Annotated in this window: 11 protein-coding genes; 10 read left to right on the plus strand and 1 reads right to left on the minus strand. The window is 45.2% G+C overall.

Annotated features, from left to right (window positions below):
• The first annotated feature begins 68 nt into the window (after positions 1-68).
• Genes AWY79_RS17005 through AWY79_RS17025 form a run of 5 tightly spaced genes read left to right on the plus strand, consistent with a single transcriptional unit; the run spans position 69 to position 7,712 of the window.
• Complete coding sequence (locus tag AWY79_RS17005; protein ID WP_066806521.1) at positions 69-896, plus strand: heteromeric transposase endonuclease subunit TnsA; 828 nt, start codon at positions 69-71, stop codon at positions 894-896.
• Positions 880-2,967, plus strand: coding sequence for a Mu transposase C-terminal domain-containing protein (locus AWY79_RS17010; protein WP_066806523.1), 2,088 nt, complete (start codon positions 880-882; stop codon positions 2,965-2,967). Before AWY79_RS17005 ends, AWY79_RS17010 begins: the two co-directional genes overlap by 17 nt.
• Complete coding sequence (locus AWY79_RS17015) at positions 2,968-4,605, plus strand: AAA family ATPase (protein ID WP_066806525.1); 1,638 nt, start codon at positions 2,968-2,970, stop codon at positions 4,603-4,605.
• A 3-nt stretch (positions 4,606-4,608) separates the two neighbouring features.
• Positions 4,609-6,111, plus strand: a complete 1,503-nt coding sequence (locus AWY79_RS17020) for a TnsD family Tn7-like transposition protein (RefSeq protein ID WP_066806526.1) — start codon at positions 4,609-4,611, stop codon at positions 6,109-6,111.
• Entirely contained in the window at positions 6,108-7,712 is a 1,605-nt protein-coding gene (locus tag AWY79_RS17025) for a Tn7-like element transposition protein TnsE (protein WP_066807346.1), read from the plus strand. The genes AWY79_RS17020 and AWY79_RS17025 overlap by 4 nt, the downstream gene beginning before the upstream one ends.
• A gap of 131 nt (positions 7,713-7,843) precedes the next feature.
• On the opposite strand, the gene AWY79_RS17030 is transcribed toward AWY79_RS17025, so the two are convergent.
• Positions 7,844-8,539 (minus strand): metallophosphoesterase family protein, encoded by a 696-nt coding sequence (locus AWY79_RS17030; protein ID WP_066806528.1) that lies wholly within the window; start codon positions 8,537-8,539, stop codon positions 7,844-7,846.
• A 454-nt stretch (positions 8,540-8,993) separates the two neighbouring features.
• Between AWY79_RS17030 and AWY79_RS18470 the strand changes: the two genes are divergently transcribed.
• From AWY79_RS18470 to AWY79_RS18480, 5 genes are all read left to right on the plus strand, one after another.
• Positions 8,994-9,218 carry a DUF6471 domain-containing protein gene (locus tag AWY79_RS18470; protein ID WP_078063842.1) on the plus strand — a complete coding sequence of 75 codons (225 nt, stop codon included), beginning with the start codon at positions 8,994-8,996 and terminating at the stop codon, positions 9,216-9,218.
• Between the two features lie 105 nt (positions 9,219-9,323).
• A complete protein-coding gene (locus tag AWY79_RS18895; RefSeq protein WP_133987173.1) occupies positions 9,324-10,664 on the plus strand; it encodes a TRM11 family methyltransferase in 1,341 nt (446 codons plus the stop codon).
• A gap of 1 nt (position 10,665) precedes the next feature.
• Positions 10,666-13,155, plus strand: coding sequence for an ATP-binding protein (locus tag AWY79_RS18475; protein WP_078063843.1), 2,490 nt, complete (start codon positions 10,666-10,668; stop codon positions 13,153-13,155).
• On the plus strand, positions 13,148-14,887 hold the full coding sequence (locus AWY79_RS18900) for a hypothetical protein (RefSeq protein ID WP_133987175.1): 1,740 nt from the start codon (positions 13,148-13,150) through the stop codon (positions 14,885-14,887). The genes AWY79_RS18475 and AWY79_RS18900 overlap by 8 nt, the downstream gene beginning before the upstream one ends.
• Positions 14,888-14,945: 58 nt before the next feature.
• Positions 14,946-17,183 (plus strand): ATP-binding protein, encoded by a 2,238-nt coding sequence (locus AWY79_RS18480; protein WP_078063844.1) that lies wholly within the window; start codon positions 14,946-14,948, stop codon positions 17,181-17,183.
• Positions 17,184-17,272: the final 89 nt, after the last annotated feature.

Below are 17,272 nucleotides of genomic sequence, written 5' to 3' on the forward strand. Positions count from 1 at the left end.
ATAAAGTTGTTAAGCAAAGCCGCTTCTGGTATTCCTGAAAATGGAAACAACCAGGAGCGGCTTTATCTATGGCGAGAAAAGACTATTCGCCCTCGGAAACCACGTTTCAGCGGTGGATTAAAGAAGGGCGCGGGGCTGGCCGAGGTTCTGATTACAAACCATGGCTGACAGTCAGGGACGTCCCTTCTCGGGGACGCTCACACCGTGTCTTTGGGCACAAGGCCCAGCGCACACATCACTTCTTCTCCGATCTCGAACTAGCGGTATTTCTGATTTTGGAATGGCAGTGGGATGTCGTCGAAATCAGAGAACAGTTCTCTCTTCAGCGTGAACTGACCCTGGACCTGGCAGAAAAGCATGGCATCGCCCATCCGTCCGTCAAAGGTGTTCCTCAGTACCTGACGTCTGACTTCCTGGTAAATACATCCCGCCCCGGCCTTCCAAAATTTGCCTTGCAGGTAAAGTACTCAAACGACCTGACAATACCGCGTGTAATTGAAAAGCTTGAGCTTGAACGGCGATATTGGGAGCAAAAAGAGGTCCCCTGGTTCTTGGTAACCCAAAGGGAGATCTCGCCTGTTGCGATTCAGAATATAGACTGGCTCTACTCCGCGCAGCGAGATTCGATCCCTGATGAGACCTTAGGTCATAGGCTCAGCTTTTATTCTCACCAGTTCGAAAAGAACCCCGACGTCTCAATCATAAATTTAGCAAAATCGTTGGACGCCAATTACAAGATGCCCAACGGAGAATCCCTGCGGGAAATTCGCCAACTGATCGCTCTGCGTTTTTTCACGTTCGACATCCACTATGAGATTCACAAGCTAACCCCGGCAGATTTGGCATTAACTGATACGAGCATCCTGCAGGAGGTCCTCCATGTTCAGAGTAAATGAGGTCCTTGAATACAACGGTCAGTTATTCAGGGTGCTATCCGTACTGAGTGAGGAGGTTGTCTGGATCAAAATCGACGATTCCAAAGCCTTCCCATCCCTCGTCCTTATTCGCGAACTCGTCAAAGGCCTTGATGATGAAGCGCTGAAACGGGCTAAGGACCCATTTGCCGATCTTGCATTGGTAACCCCTGAGCTAGGCAGCCCAACACAGACGCGGCGTGATAGGAATCATGCTCTTATTCAGCCTATAGTTACTGACCCACTTTTCTATGAACCGAATGTGCGAGCAGGTCGAATCAAAGAAGTGTTGGCGAACCAACAAATCTCAATGCCAACATTGTACACGCTCATTCGACGATACTGGCAACAAGGGCAAACTCCGAACGCATTACTGCCAAATTACAAAAATTCAGGCGGGAAAGGGAAAAAACGTAAAGCGACGACCAAAAAGCTTGGCAGACCTCGCAAACACACACCCGGCGTGGGGGCGGTTGTTGATGATGAGGTTGAGCGCCTTTTCCGAATCACTATCGACGGACACTGGTTGAAAGACACTGAGATCAGTTTCTCCTATCTCCACCGAAGATTTAAAGATCGGTACAAAGCCTATTACCCAGACGTTCTCGAAGCAGAAATCCCCAGTAAATGGCAAATGTTGCATTTTTACAAACGTGAATACGCTCAGCCGGAAAGTCTGAAGAAAAGAACTGGCCGCATTAAATACAACAAGGATGTCAGGCCGCTGGATTCCACGGCAAATACGAATGTCCTGGGCCCTGGATCCAGGTATGAAATAGACGCCACAATTGCCGACGTATACCTCGTCTCAGACAGTGAGAGAGCCAACATTGTTGGGCGACCTGTTGTCTATTTGGTTAAAGACGTGTTCAGCAGGATGGTCGCCGGCTTCTATATCGGATTCGAAAATGCCTCCTACGTTGCCGCCATACAAGCCTTAGCGATGGCAATGACGGACAAATCGGACCTTTGCGCAGAGTATGGAATCAAAATTTCAAACGAAGAATGGCCCACTATTGGGTTACCTGACGCAATACTTGCTGACAGAGGAGAATTACTCGGACATCAAATTGAATCGTTGGAAAGCAATTTCTCAGTCAGGATTGAGAACACTCCACCCTTTAGAGGGGATGCCAAAGGCATTGTTGAGCGTCATTTTCGAACTCTCCAAGCAGACTTCAAGCCTTTCGCCCCAGGAGTTGTTGGCAAAACAATTATTAAAAAGCACGGAGGACGGGATTACCGCCTTGAGTCCAGTCTTTCCGTACGCGATTTTAAAGGAATCATTCTATCCTCAATTCGGATGCACAACAGCTACCATATATTGGATAAATACGATCGAGAACCGGATATGCCGCCGGACCTAGAAATGACCCCACTCTCCCTTTGGAACTGGGGGATTCAGCATAGAACAGGACGGCTCCGGGCAGCCTCCGAAGAGGCCATAAGAATCAGCTTGTTGCCACGTACCAAAGCAACAGTTTCCGAACTCGGGATATCCGTATTCGGAGTCTACTACACATCTAAAGAGATTCTGGAGCAAGGATGGCTACATAGGTCAAAGGAAGTCCGGAGGCCGCAGAAATTACAAGCTGCATACGACCCTGCTTCCGCTGACGCCATTTATTTGTTTCCGAGCCAAGACAGTAACGAGCATTGGCTGTGTAGATTGACACAACGGTCCCGCGAATTTGCTGGGGCTTCATTCTGGGATGTGTGGCAAATTAAAGATACACAGAAGAAGACAATTGCAAAAGGAAAGCTGCGAGAGGAGGAGGCAAGAAGGAAACACGAGCGTTTTGTTCAAGACACCATAAACAAAGCCAACCAGCGTGCGCCCAAGACAAACGGTGTGAGCAATGCTGAACGTATCCGGGGGATACGGACCAATAGGGATAACGAAAAAAGAGATGAACGGCAGCAGCGAAGTCAAAGAAATGATCAGAAGGCTAAACCAGTAAAGGCAAAGACCATCCCGTTCAAGGGCACTGAGGTGGAAGATTACTCCTATCCGGACCTGACGGATGAAATTTTTGGCAACAAGGATAAGTAGATGCCTCTCCCGAAGAATATGGTGACAGCGGTATACGAGCCGAGCTGCATTCCTCAGTACAAGGACAATCCTTTGATCGAGGCCTTGCCGCCCTTGATGAACACCGAAAAGGTCATCTGCAATCTACTGGGAGAGGTACAATTTGATCCCAAGGCGGTCTTTGCCGAGGGACGCGAAAGAGCGCATGTCATCTCGTCTCTCTTGGATAATTTCTTCCAACCCCTTACGGCCCATATCCAGCTCGAAGAAAAAGTATCGATTATGATGAGGCAAGGGTATGTCGGGAGGAATCTGGCAGATGGCTCTCTGAACATGCACATGCAGAATGGCTACGAGCGAGTGATGACAGGGACACTGGAGGCATTTAAATTTGAGCATGCCAAATCAACTGCTTCCAGCCTGTCCTTAATCGGGTGCTCTGGCAGTGGTAAAACCACGACGGTTGCTCGAATTTTTGCGACTTACCCGCAAGTCATCTACCATAAAGAGTACAATTTTACTCAGATAACTTACCTCAAGATTGATTGCCCTCACGATGGCACTCTAAAGAACCTATGTATTCAGTTCTTCAGGGCAATCGACCGGGTTCTTCATACAGATTACGAGACGAAATATACCGGCAAGCGGCATGGCATCGAGAAGCTCCTCGCCATGATGAGCCAGGTCGCCAATCTTCACGCCATCGGGGTGCTCATCATCGATGAGATACAACATCTGGATCGGCGGCGGTCAGGTGGCGTGGAGAAGATGCTCAACTTTTTTGTTACTTTGGTGAACACTATAGGCCTGCCGGTCATCTTCGTCGGCACTCCCAAAGCTAGGCCCATATTTGAGAAAGACTTACGTTCAGCAAGGCGTGGAGCTGGCCTTGGCGCATTGATATGGGAACCGATGAAAGATCCTGATTCAAACCCCAGAGCGCAGAAGGAATGGCAAGCGTTCACCAATAAGTTGTGGAAATATCAATGGCTCCAAAAGCGCGATGAAACTCTCAACGAAGACCTCCGTGCCCACTGGTTTAATTTGTCTCAGGGCGTGTTGGACATTGTCGTGAAGCTTTTTGTGTTATCCCAACTTCGAGCGATCTCGACAGGAATAGAACGTATCACTCCAGGACTTATGCAGCAGGTGTACGATGACGAATTGCAGCCTGTACACCCCATGTTGTCTGCTTTGCGTTCCGGCGACCCTGAACGAATTGCTGAGTATTCGGACCTTATTGTCCCTAACATTGATGAGAAGCTGCTTGAACTAACCGCCTCCATCAGACCTCCTGCGCGAACTACCCAGGTGTCTTTTTGGGAAGGGAATTCCCAGGCGCAACGTTTGTACAACCTGCTTGTCGGCATGGAGTGCGATGAGGATAGAATCACACCACTCGTCGAGCGAGTCCTGGACATGCACCCCGACCTATCGACGTCCCAGATGATCGCAATAGCCTTGGAATGGTACGAGTCTCCCAGTAAGCCCAGAAGCTCCCAAAAGGCCAAATCTGTGCCACTAAAAAAATGGCATACGCTCAATTCCGAAGACCTACGTTTCCTGTTTTCCCAGAGTGGTCCTGACGAAATGTATGAACAGCTTAAGCAAAACTCCATGATCTTTGAAGTGGAGGACTGGTTGCGCAAGTCAGGATAAGCCATGCTCAACTTTCCCGTGCCATACCCTGACGAACTATTGTACAGCACTGTGGCGCGGGCAGGCGTTCATTTCGGGATAACCAGTCCCAAGATTCTACTCGATGAAGTCTTCGGGGACAGAAACATCGTGGCAACGGTTGACCTTCCGACGCATCTCCAGGCCATCTCCGAACAATACCCTAAATCGCTTGGATTGACGGCTGAAACGCTTACATACAAGCATACCCTGTTTCCGCTATATGCTCCATTTGTCCCAGAAGCGAGAAGGCTCAAATGCCTCGACCAAATGACACGTAGGACAAAAGGGGCTGTGCACCTGGCGCTAGGTGTCACGGCATCCTTGGTTCGGCAAAAACAGCATTTCCGCATTTGCCCGGAATGCATGGATGAACAAATCGCGAGGCATGGAGAACACTTCTGGGTTCGCCAATGGCACGCTCCAGGTTGCGCGTACTGCCTCGCGCACGAAGGGCTAAGCAGCGTGCGATTCGAGATCCGCAATTCCCACCGCCATTCCTTCATCGCTCTCGCACCGACCATTGCCTGCCTGCCGCCACGATCAAACTCTCCTCCCTACGACAAGCGCATCGAAAACGGAGTTAATAGCCTTCTCGCCCTTCCGCCGGCACCATCTCCGAGCCTTGAACAGTGGAGCCTCTTTTACAAACACCTCGCCTACGACGCTATTCTGACTCGAAAAAGTAAAGTCATCTTCGACAATCTCAAAGAGAAAGTCCTTGCCAGCTGGTCTCCCCAAAAGCTCCACGAACTCGGGATTCCTATTTCCGACAGCCAAACCAATTGGCTAAGGCTCTCCATGAGAAAACATCGAAAGGCATTCAGCTACCTCCAGCACATTGTGATACTTGAAGCGCTGCTTGGACCAAACTGGTCGTTTGAAGAAGTGATCTCCCAGGTCCGAAAGCAACACGCTCCAAAAACCACAGCACCTTTTTTTGCCCCAACTACGCCTTCACATGTTTTCCAAACCAAGCGCCGTGAGTGGCTTAAGCTTGTAAAGACCATGGGGACTCGAATGGCCCGGCTGTCTGGATGGGGCTATCTCTATACTTGGCTTTACAGAAACGATCGAAGCTGGCTAAAAGAAATAAATCAAAAGCATAAGAAGACAACACGATCGGAGAACAGACGGGTAAACTGGTATGAGCGAGACAAGCTGCTTCTCGAAAAACTAGAGGCTATCCAGCTAGCTCACATTGGCATACAGGATTCGCCTAGGCGGAGTGCAACCTGGTACCTCACTCAAGCTGGCTGCCGCAACCTTTCGCGAAAGATCGAGAAGCTTCCTCTCTCTGCCGCCTTTCTTGAAAACGAGAGTGAAGACATCGCCAGCTATCAGATAAGGAGGATTGAGATCACCCTTCAAGCCCAATCAGCAGTCAAACTCCCATATTGGAAGCTTCTTCGACTATCCGGCCTGAGTCCGCAAAAAATGAAAAGACGGACCAGACAATTCCTGCGCGACCAAGGGTGGCCGTCATGAACGACTTTAACTACTACGGCATTGACGATGATGAAAAAATATTGGGTATTGGCCCATATTTCAGGCCGGTAAATGGCAAGTTGTGGAAGGTCCGCCTTATTCTCTCATCGGGACAGTCCGGCAAGTCGATCAGTGTTTTCAATGCAACTCTCATTGTGCGGGGCCGCGTCATCAATCCAGTCAACAAAAGGGGCGACCTGTGGGAGCAGCATGGATTTCAAATAACTGATACGGCAGATTGGGAAATTGGGACCATCGGGGCATGTCCTGTCCGCCGGCATGAAGATTGGGAAGACCCGAACCAACTCTGTTTTATTTTTTCCACAGTCGACGGTATCACCTTTTATCTTCCCCAGTTCGAACTCGCCCGTGCCCTTTTTTTCCATGGGATCTACCTTTCAAAGACAGCCATCGAATCCGAATGTTTGAGAAGTGAATTCTCAGTGGTCATCGACCATGAAGACAACGTTCTCATTCGAGTATCGGATTCGTCAGAGTTCCAATTGGCCCACCTCAACGACCCTGTGACCCGCAACTATCTGTCATGGCTCCTGCTCAACGCTGATATGCTGAAATCCTACGAAAGCATCACTCGTTACCAACGAACGAACGGATTTGATAACCAGAGACATCGTGTTTGGAATTTTCAATTTGATCCCCCGCCTCTCAGAGGGGTCAAAGTGGGCATACGCGGACAATACTCCCGTGAACACAACGCTTGTATCGTCTACGAAATTTTTCGACTCCATGATCTACCGAACGAGCCACATAAAAGCCTCGGCATGTGGCATCCGAAGTTCAAAAGATCCATGCCGGGAGCCGGGCACGTTTCTCTACCTGCGGGGGGCAAGTCGGAAACACTAACTGTCCATGATGATCTTGAGTCGAATCCAAACATTAAGCCTGTCCATCTAGACGCAGAAAAGGTGTCCATCACATTCAAGCATCCATTTCATGTGACCAAGGTAGCCACCGAAAAACAAAAACAAGGTACCAGTGAAGCAAAAAAGGAAAGCGAAACCGGGCTAAAATCTGTGAGCACGAATGACGGCTACGCGGGTCGAGGCCTCCCCGGTGGTGATTGGAATACACTGGAAGACGAGACGGATTACGGTAAGTTTTTCGAAAGCAAGTTCAATTGCTTTCGGGAGTTGGTCGATGTCTTGATCGAACACCATGGGTGCAAACTCCTCCATACCGAGATTACTGAATTGCGCAAAGTCGGCAAAAGCCAAAAGCACCTTCTTTCGACCGACGGTACTCCCAGGGCTATCGCAGATGTGGCCATGAGGGTTGGACCAAAGACTATTCACCTGCTCGAAGTAGATACGTCAGACGCCGAGCAGTCTCTGTCTACGCAAGTCCTCGTCGTAAGGGATGAGGCTGCATGGGGAAAGGACATCGAGAGCGTGAAAGTTGAACTCGTCAGGTCCTCCCTACGGTGGCCCACGAAACTGCTAAAGGATTTGTGCGGCGAGGGCCGTCACAAGGGAGTTCATCACCCGCAGGCCCCCTCAGGCAACAAAAGCGTGCTTCCCCCTCATTCGATTACAGGCTGGGCAGATCGTATTTATGGTTGGATGCGACATCTTGCAGGGTAAGCCTATACCCCGTTTTTATCCTGATCTACCTGATAAAAGCTCATTCCAACTTTTTTGTAACGAAAAAGTTGGAATGCTCAGAAAAGTGCGGCTTCAAAATGGCCGAAACTACGAAGGCGTTTAGCGGGGACTCAGCCATCGCCGAGTTCTGTCCACCATGTTTCGCCGCCATCAAAAGGCATTGCCAGGGCTGTCCAGCGGCAGCCTTCATTATAGCCGGTTTGGTGAATGTGGAAGTGTCCGAAATACCACTGCTGAGGATGGTGGCGATGGAGTATCTCATCTAAAAGGACTCTTGTCTCTTCATGGTGCTTTGCCAACCAAGGAAGCTTGGCGTAGCCCAGCGGTGGATCTTGCCGTATCTTGAATGCCATTGGGGCCGTATGGCTGACCACAATGTCGATTGACCTGTCGGAAGGGATGTTGTCCAAATCAGCCAACTGGGGGACTTCTGAATGATACCGGTCCTGCCCTTCCATACCATCCCCCGTGTCCCCCGATGCAGCACCTCCGAAAAATAGGACATTCCTACTGTCAGGTAGGGTAAGCACTGCCCCTCGTGGTTGGTAGAAACAATTGGGAGCAACCTCGTAATTGTTGGATTCGATGAACTGAGATAGCGCCTGGTGATCTTCGTGGTTGCCGTCACACCAATAGATTCTCGTTTCGCCATTTCTCAATGGAGGATCATCTGGAGGCCAGCCATACTTCCCTGGTAGAAAACCGAAGTCGCCGACCTGGAAAATAATATCCGGGCACTCAGATTCAACGAGATTATTGAGCGCCTGAAAGTCGCCATGGAGATCGCCGACAATAATTATTTTCATAAAGTATCCCGGTTTCAGACTCGCTGGTGTCATGACCTGTTGTCAAGTTTCTCGACCCCAGAAAATTCTGCTTGGTATAGTTGATGGAAGGCTTTGGGCCAATGATACATTTACTTAGCAGGCCGTTGAAAAAATTAAAAAGACAGGCTGTTCAAAAATGGTGAGATGCTAGGCGCGAAAAAAATTCAAGGTCGAAGAGTACTTCCTGTACGCGAGAGTTTGAACTTTCTGAAGCAACGACGCAGATCGCCGTTTTTCAACAGCCTGTTAGATGATATTGCCGTGGTGAATCCCTAACTCCACCATAATTTTGCCGCGAGCTGTCCGGACAACCGGAACCACCTCTATGTACGAAGTCCTCCTGATGATACTCCGGAAGAAACCTCTGTTCTAGTCTAGACCCATTTTTATATCTTGTTTGATGGAAAAATATCATATATGATACTTTTGTATCATGAAAAAAAATACCATAAAATGCTGGCGTACTGAAGCCAAATCCATATTAAGCGCTCAACTGAAACGGAAAGACGTCTCACATGGTGAGTTGGTCGAACTATTAGCAGAAATCGGAATAACCGAAACACGAGCAAGTGTTGCAAACAAGCTCAGTAGAGGCAGCTTTTCAGCAGCATTTTTTCTACAAGTCCTTGAGGTGTTAGGGGTTCGGATTGGCTTGTAGTCCAAGTAACCATCATGCATTTTTGAGGCAGAAATCTGACTGCTGGTATTGATAAACAGATTGGTTTAAAGTAGAAAAATTTTAAATATTAAAAAGGGCATAACCGTGATCACCTACACTGCTCAACACGACAGCGCTTTGCGAGAACGATTCAACCTTTTGACCACTGCTGACCCTGATTATTGGTCTTTTAGGGGGAACTCAAGAAGAGAGCACGGGCATGCTTTTTTTCAATACCCAGCTATGATGGTCCCACAAATGGTGAAAACTGTCTTAAACAAGGTGAATGAAATCCATCCGGACATTGAGTGGGTTGGAGATCCGTTTGCTGGTTCTGGAACAATTTTAACTGAAACAATGAATGCGGGGTTCAACTTTCAAGGTAACGACATTAATCCACTTGCTATACTACTCTGCCGGGTTAAATCTGGGCCTTTTTTTATCAAATCCCTGAACAATAAATCAGAGGCCCTTACTCAAAGGATTGATGCCGATTCAAAGACCAATGTCTCAATTGATTTTCGTGGAATCGACAAGTGGTTTAGAAAAGATGTCCAGATAGCCCTTTCCAGAATCCGCAGGGCCATTCTTAAACAAAAAAGTAAGTGGGCGAGACGCTTCTTTTGGATTGCATTGGCTGAAGTTGTTCGACTTACCAGCAACTCAAGGACCTCTACGTTCAAACTCCATATTCGTCCTCAAAACCAAGTCAATGAGAGAATCGTAGATCCTATTGGGCTTTTCAAAAAAACTCTCTCTAGAAATCTTGAACATTTAAACTCGCACAAGCAGCTCTTAGATCATAAGGGACACCTTTCTAATGGACGTTACTCTCAAATTGTAGATGTCAATCTTGCTGACACACGAAGCAATACAGTGAAAGAACACTTGTCGGACGTAATTGTAACGTCCCCCCCATATGGGGACAACACCACCACCGTTCCGTATGGGCAATACTCATATTTACCACTTCAGTGGATCGACCTAACAGATATTGATGCTTCAATAGACGAGCGTATTCTTAATACCACGCAAGAAATAGACTCTCGCAGCCTAGGAGGGAACAAAAGGATACTCGCCCAGGATTCCGAGATGTTGTGCGACCTTTCATTAAGTTTGAGTGAATGCTTAGATAAGCTAAAGCCCTTCCCAAGAGACCGCACAAACCGAGTTGTGGCTTTTTTTAGAGACTTAAATGCCTGTCTACCTTCAGTTCTTGGTGGCCTCCGAGAGGGAGGAGTAATGATTTGGACATTAGGCAACCGTAAGGTGGGGGGAGAGATTATCCCCTTAGACCTAATTCTTTCAGAGCTATTGGCCCATCACCACACAACACTCATTTCATCAATCACGAGGGAAATACCAAGCAAACGGATGGCATTAAGGAATAACGTCGCCGACACTATGTCTACCGAAAGAGTTCTTGTAATGAGAAAGGCGGCCTAGCATGAGTAGCCCCAAGGCCAGCATTCACTTTAACGTCCACCCCTCAGTGATCTACCAACTGGGTGAGAGTCTTATCACAGACACCACTCAAGCCCTTATTGAGCTTGTCAAAAACAGCTATGATGCATGTGCAAGCTACGCCAAAATAACCATTGATACCAGTGGGGAGCTAAAAGTCCCGGGCACAACATCGCCATCAAAAGGGGGAGTTATCGTTATTGAGGATGATGGCGATGGGATGAACAGAGATGATATCAGCAATGGCTGGCTGACTCTATCCAATAGAACAAAGAAGAATATTAAAGAAAATAATATAATTACCAGCTGTGGGCGCACCCCTCTTGGGGATAAGGGGCTCGGAAGATTAGGAGTGCAACGACTCGGAAATTATGTAGATATTTTAACACAACATAAAAATGACACGCCTTATCACTTCGCTTTTAATTGGAAGGTTTTTGAAACAGCTTCCTCCTTTGAAGATGTTTTAATTCCTTTGAATTCGACTTCATATGCGCCAACGAAAGGGACCAAAATAGTAATCTCTGAACTACAAGATATTGATAGCTGGAGAGGTGCCAACTCTATAAAAAAGCTTGAACAAACACTTTCAAGCATGATTTCTCCCTATAAAGAAGCCAGAGAATTTGATGTTTGGATTGAAATCGACGGGAAGACACTAGAACTCGTTGAAATATCACATAAATTGCTAAATCTTTCACAAGTCAGGTATTCATATTCATTTACCGAAGACAGCCTATCTGTTGCAGGTAAAGTCAAGCTAGACTTTTTTAAATCTGGCACCGATAAGGGGCTTCAAACAAAATTTAAAAAAATCATAGAAGAAGGTTCAGTAGAACCGTTTTGGGAATATATAACCAAGCAGAAAAGTGCGAAAGAGCTTGGGGTAAAGAGATCGAATTCAGGCAATTGGTTCGTAGAATTTTCATACTCGAAACCTTTTTTGGACATCGACGATCTTGAAAAAATTTCGTCACAAACAAAAAAAATAGCCAACCCGGGCCCATTTTATGGCTCGATAGACTCATTTGATTTAGGAACCGAAGCCTACAATAAACAAACCCTTTACTCAAAACTCCAAGACTATCGCGGAAGTATCAAATCACTTAGCGGTATTTTAGTTTTTAGAGATGGCTTCAGGATTCGACTGGATCATGATTGGCTACGCTTAGGATCTCACAGCACGTCAGCACAATCATATTATTCCCTGAAACCATCAAACACTTTAGGCTACATTGCGATCTCAGCCAAAGACAACATGGTACTTGAAGAAACAACAGATCGAGAAGGCTTTAAAGACACGCCATACTTTAGGAACTTTCATGCTGTCCTCTCTGACTTCATTGCTTTTACAGACCGTGCTCATAACTTCTTTGGCCGCGCATTTCCCGATTACCTCAAAACTCTAGATGAGAGAGAAGCTGATATTTCTCCAAACGACACTATTGTTGATATTTCTAAGACAATCAGCAAAGGCCTTGAGGCGGCAAAAACCCACAAGACTAACCTGGAGAAGCTAAAAACTGATTTGGGACGTAGCGTCAAAGAGGCAAATGAAATTGTCAAAACACTCTCAAATGCAACGAATTTTGGCCGCGAACAAAGAAACCAGGTAGAGAAAGCTGCTTCATCCTTAAAGGGCCTGATTACAGAGGCAAAAAGCAAGTTGGAAACAACTTCAGAATTCCTTAGTAACGTTGAAGACCTACACAAAGTAAGTAAGGTTTTACACAATCGCTCCGAAGCAATTAAGACTCAGCTTGAACACATGTACGAAGCTGTTGCATTAGGGCTAACCGCAGAAGCGCTCTCTCACGAAGTCTTCAATATCGCGGATCAACTCGCGGGAAGGTCAAAAGCCGTTCAGGCAAAGCTACAGAAATATAATCTGCAAGATGTCTATGTGTTAGCCTTTGTTGAACATGTTAACAGCGTTGTCTCATCGCTTAGAAAACAAATTTCTTTCTTGTCTCCCTCCTTAAGGTACGTGAGAGAAAAACGAGACAATTTGAGCATTTACAAACACTTAGGCGAACTGTGTCTGTTCTACGAAGAACGCCTAAAAAAGAATAAGATTAGGATAGCACTTACTCTCCACGAAGATTTTGAGTTGAAAATAAATAAGGGAAAACTATCCCAAATATTAGATAATATGGTTTTGAACAGTGAGCACTGGCTCAGAGACTGTATTGATAAAGAAATTATCACACAGGGCAAAATCAACTTCGAAATATCTTATCCATTTTTATATGTATGGGATAACGGTAAAGGGATCGATCCATCCGTTGAGCAATCAATTTTTGAGCCCTTTATATCAACCAAAAAACAGGGACAAGGCCGAGGGCTTGGCCTTTTCATTAACAGGCAACTCCTTAACTCCGAAGACTGCGATATATCGATCTTGTCTGATAGGAATTCATACTCACGCTTATACAAATTCAAGATAGATTTTCGAGGAGCTCTGAATGGTTGATGGGAATATTCTAGATAAGGCGAAGGCTGCAATTCCGGAATTGCTTTCAGTCTCTAATATCTCAAAAGTGATTTCAATTGATGATTACTACTCAAGTGGACCAGTCGTTGATGATGTTGTCGCGGCGCAAAGGGTAATTCCTCTGCGTGTTTTATCAGACATAGCGCCAGATTTTGAAAATGTGTCGGAAGATTCTCAAATTAGAGCAATGCGGTTTCGTCAGTATTATGAGGGGCTTGATGTTGAGAAGGCGGAATCGCTTGGCAAAGCTGTCGTTCAGGCTGCTCATGAAATTAATGGGCAAGAACCAAATGACTCCATGTACTTGAGCACCCTTCATGAGCTTTTTTCTGAAGACATTCTGACTACCCTTTCTCCTTCAGAATGGGATAGGCAAGCAGATACTTTGTTGGGAAGCGGTATCCGAGGAAAGGTACTTCTGTTGTTTGACCAAGATCTTGCCAATGCTGGAGCACGGTACGATGAAGGAATTGCGTATATTTCCAGCATGCTTTCTGGCGAATACAGCAGTAAAGTAGTTTGTGGCCTGTTAACACACACTGTAACCGAGGAAGGTCAACAACAAGCTTGGGAGGAGTTTGCTACAAAATATGGTCTTAACAAAGACAAATTCATCGTAATTGCAAAGCGTTGGCTTGACCCGAACCCCCTTGGCTTCACCAACATGCTAAAGTTATTGACCATATCACCATTTTTCACTTCAATGAAAGCCAAGGTTAAAGAAATATTGGAAGCAGCAACAAGCACAGCAGCTGATGAGATAAACAAGATTTCTGTTGTGGATTTCGACCACATTATCTTCAAAGTACCTCAGCAAGAAGGGATGTGGGAACCTGATATGTTGTTTAGGCTCCATTCTCTTTTTCACAGATCGGAAGCGAGAAAACTCGCCTATGAGGATCCTGAGCTTGTCGAGATGGCCAATACTCTTCGAAAAGTAAGCCACCTCCCCGAAGATAGCGATCTTCTCCCTCTTTCGAATGCTTGGGAAATACAACGACGAGAGATCTTTGAGCAAGGGGGGTACATTAACAGGCTACATCTCCCCATTGAGCTTGGGGATATTTTCGAAGTTACAGCGGGAGGAGGCGCAGTGCGCCAATACATCCTTCTTGCGCAACCGTGTGATTTAGCGATTCGTTCAAGTGGAGTCAGGTCTCCAGAACAAGACAGATTCCCCCTTGTAAAGATAGCTAAGGCCAATGGTGAATTAGATCAATATTCAGCCCCCCTTCAATACTTCACGACTTCACCTGACGATAATTACGCTGTAAAATTAAAGTATCCGCAATATGTCCGATCTACCATTCTTGATCTTTGTTCCTTCACAAAGACTGGAGAAGCTTCAATAGATATTGGCTCAATGGCCCCCGAGGGAATGATTCCCTCCCTTGAGAAACGTTACAGCATCGTTTCCAATAATTTGAAGAAAGAAGTCAACAAGTACAGCGTGCTCTGGCCAAACGATGCAGACAATGGCAACAGGAAGAATATTAAATCTGAAATATTTAAAAAAATTGGGCCACTCCTTCTACAAGGCGATTTATTCAAAGCTAACTTTGCTCTTGGTGAAAATATGTCTCTTACCTTTAATTGCAAACGAATTGCCAGATTAAACAGGAAACATGCATACGCATTACTTATGTCCTTTGCTGCATGTCTAGGCCGGGCTGCTCTTGATCGAGACTTTGGGCACCCTACTAATCAATAGTGAAAACAACAGCCATTCTTAACTAATTGGTACGATGTAAACTAAGCGAGACAACTCTATGAACAACAAAGAGCTTAGCGTTGAAATTTCAGACGGCCAGTTTGAAGAAGTTCTAGCTACTGCATACTCATCAACAGTAACCCTCTCTGAATTGATCAAAAATTCCTCTGATGCTTGTTATATTAAAAGAGATACGATTGTCATCGACGTAAACGAGCATGAAAACGTTGTTGTCGTCAAAGATAACGGAGTTGGATTAAGCGCACAGGACATCCGCAATCTGGCTTCAGTTGGTGAATCAAAGAAAATGACGCAAGGAAATGTTTTGTCAAAGATCGGGGAACCATATGCAGGAAGCAAAGGACTTGGCCTCCTTACAGCTTTCAATCTTTGCCAACATTTAGAAATAATAACGCATTCGCGAGAAGATGATAAGACGTACTTTTTAAGCTGGGAAAAAGGGACAAAGAGGATTGTTTACCGAGAGCACGACACTCCATCTTTAGGGACGACTCTGACAATGAGGGGTGTTAGTGACGATAGCATGAAAATGCTGACGCATGAGGATGAAATCAACAAGCTTTTTTTGTCCTCAATTACGTATTATGCGAATAGCAAAACCCTACCGACTATAAAGCTATATGTTAATGGTGTAGAAATAAAAAAAATGCAACGCCATAAGCTAGATGATATATATCAAAAGTATAATAGACCTAAAACACGAGCAAAACGTGAAGCATACTTCGTTGCAAAAGCTACATTTAAATATAGCAACAATAGGCTAACATTATCTTATGAAGATAATTTGTACAACGTATGCAATTTTGACAATGAAACAATTGACTTAAGCGACATAGATTCTGTTCGTAATTTTTTATCTCGTCACAATATTGTTTTCAGAAAACTCAAAGAGAAGTTCAACGGCTACGATCCTGAGACACCTGTAGATGATTTTGAAGGGGTTTACTATGTGTGGAAAGAACGAAAAACAGCAGAAATGACTTATCCTTTTGGCATAAGGATTTATGTCAACAATTATGGTCTATACAATTATCTAGGACAAGCCAACGACTGGACACAGCATTCTGAAATTTCACAAAATGTAAAAGCAACAAATTACAAGTTCAAAAACACCTATGGATATGTGCTGTTTAATAATTTTAATGAAGAACAATCATCTTTAAAAATATCTAAAGAGCGCAACGATTTTACTGGCAACTATTCACATAAAAAATTCTACGACATCATGTGCAACTTTGTGTCAGGGATATTTAGTTCCATAGACATCACCTTGAAAGACACCGAAGGGCGTGGCCTCTCGTTCATTCCGATACAAAAAAATCGCAAAACAATTGTCGGCAAACCAATCGACATTAGAGATTTGGTTCGAACAGACTTGCCAAGTCAACAATTGCTTTTTGAGCCCGATGAGAACATCGAAATAGATCAAGAGAAAGGTCTTATCTATGTCAAATCTGTTGGTGAATATGAACTAAAAATTTCCAATGGGATAACGACAGAAATCTTTAGTATTAAAGGCGAAGACCCTGCTCCAAGCTTTGAACTCAAAAATACCACCGCAAGGGTCAGAGAAGGTACTACCCAAAACCTATTTGATTTCATAGCCAAGAACTCATGTAAAAACTTAGTTCTGAGTGACATCATTATCGAAAGTGACAGTGCTAAGATTGATAAATACTCACTTAAAAAAACAAACAAACCGGACATCTATCCCATTAAGTACATTTATCAATCAGAAGGCCATCCTGAAATATGCAAAATCCTCGACGTGGAAGTTTTCCCTCTATATGAAAATGATGCCAAGGCAATGGGCAGACTTTTCCCCGATTATGAAGAGATAGAAGATTACTACAAGCTCAATGACGTTGTTCATCAAATCTCAATTGGATACACCAACTCTCCAGTCGTGTGTGGCATTGCTCTCAGGTCATTAATGGAAATTACGATAAGGCATTTTCTTGAAGACGTTCTTGAGGAGGAACCCGAAAAAGAAATTACGCCCCTCCATAAAATCAATTACATATTCACGCTAATTGGAAAAGGAGATCCCCGACTAGATGAAGACCTGCTGAAAGAGTACGGGAAGAAGCTGAAAAGAAGCAAAAAGGATCTGGTCGATTACTATGAGCGGCTTGACCTGAACAGATATGTTCACGATTCAGATTCATTAACCACTTCGAGTGATATTCTTGTGTTCGCACGAAAGTTAAACAATTTTCTACAATTTATTTTCAAATCACTAGTTATTAAAAAGAATAGCCGTGAACAAGCTTAAATGCACAACAGCCTAAGCATGTTGGGAGAAATGGAAGGTATGATTTTTTTAATGGACAGCAAGCATCATAGACTCGGTGGCATGGCCTG

Origin of the sequence: Pseudodesulfovibrio indicus (assembly GCF_001563225.1) — a bacterium.
In the GTDB taxonomy this organism is placed as follows: domain Bacteria; phylum Desulfobacterota; class Desulfovibrionia; order Desulfovibrionales; family Desulfovibrionaceae; genus Pseudodesulfovibrio; species Pseudodesulfovibrio indicus.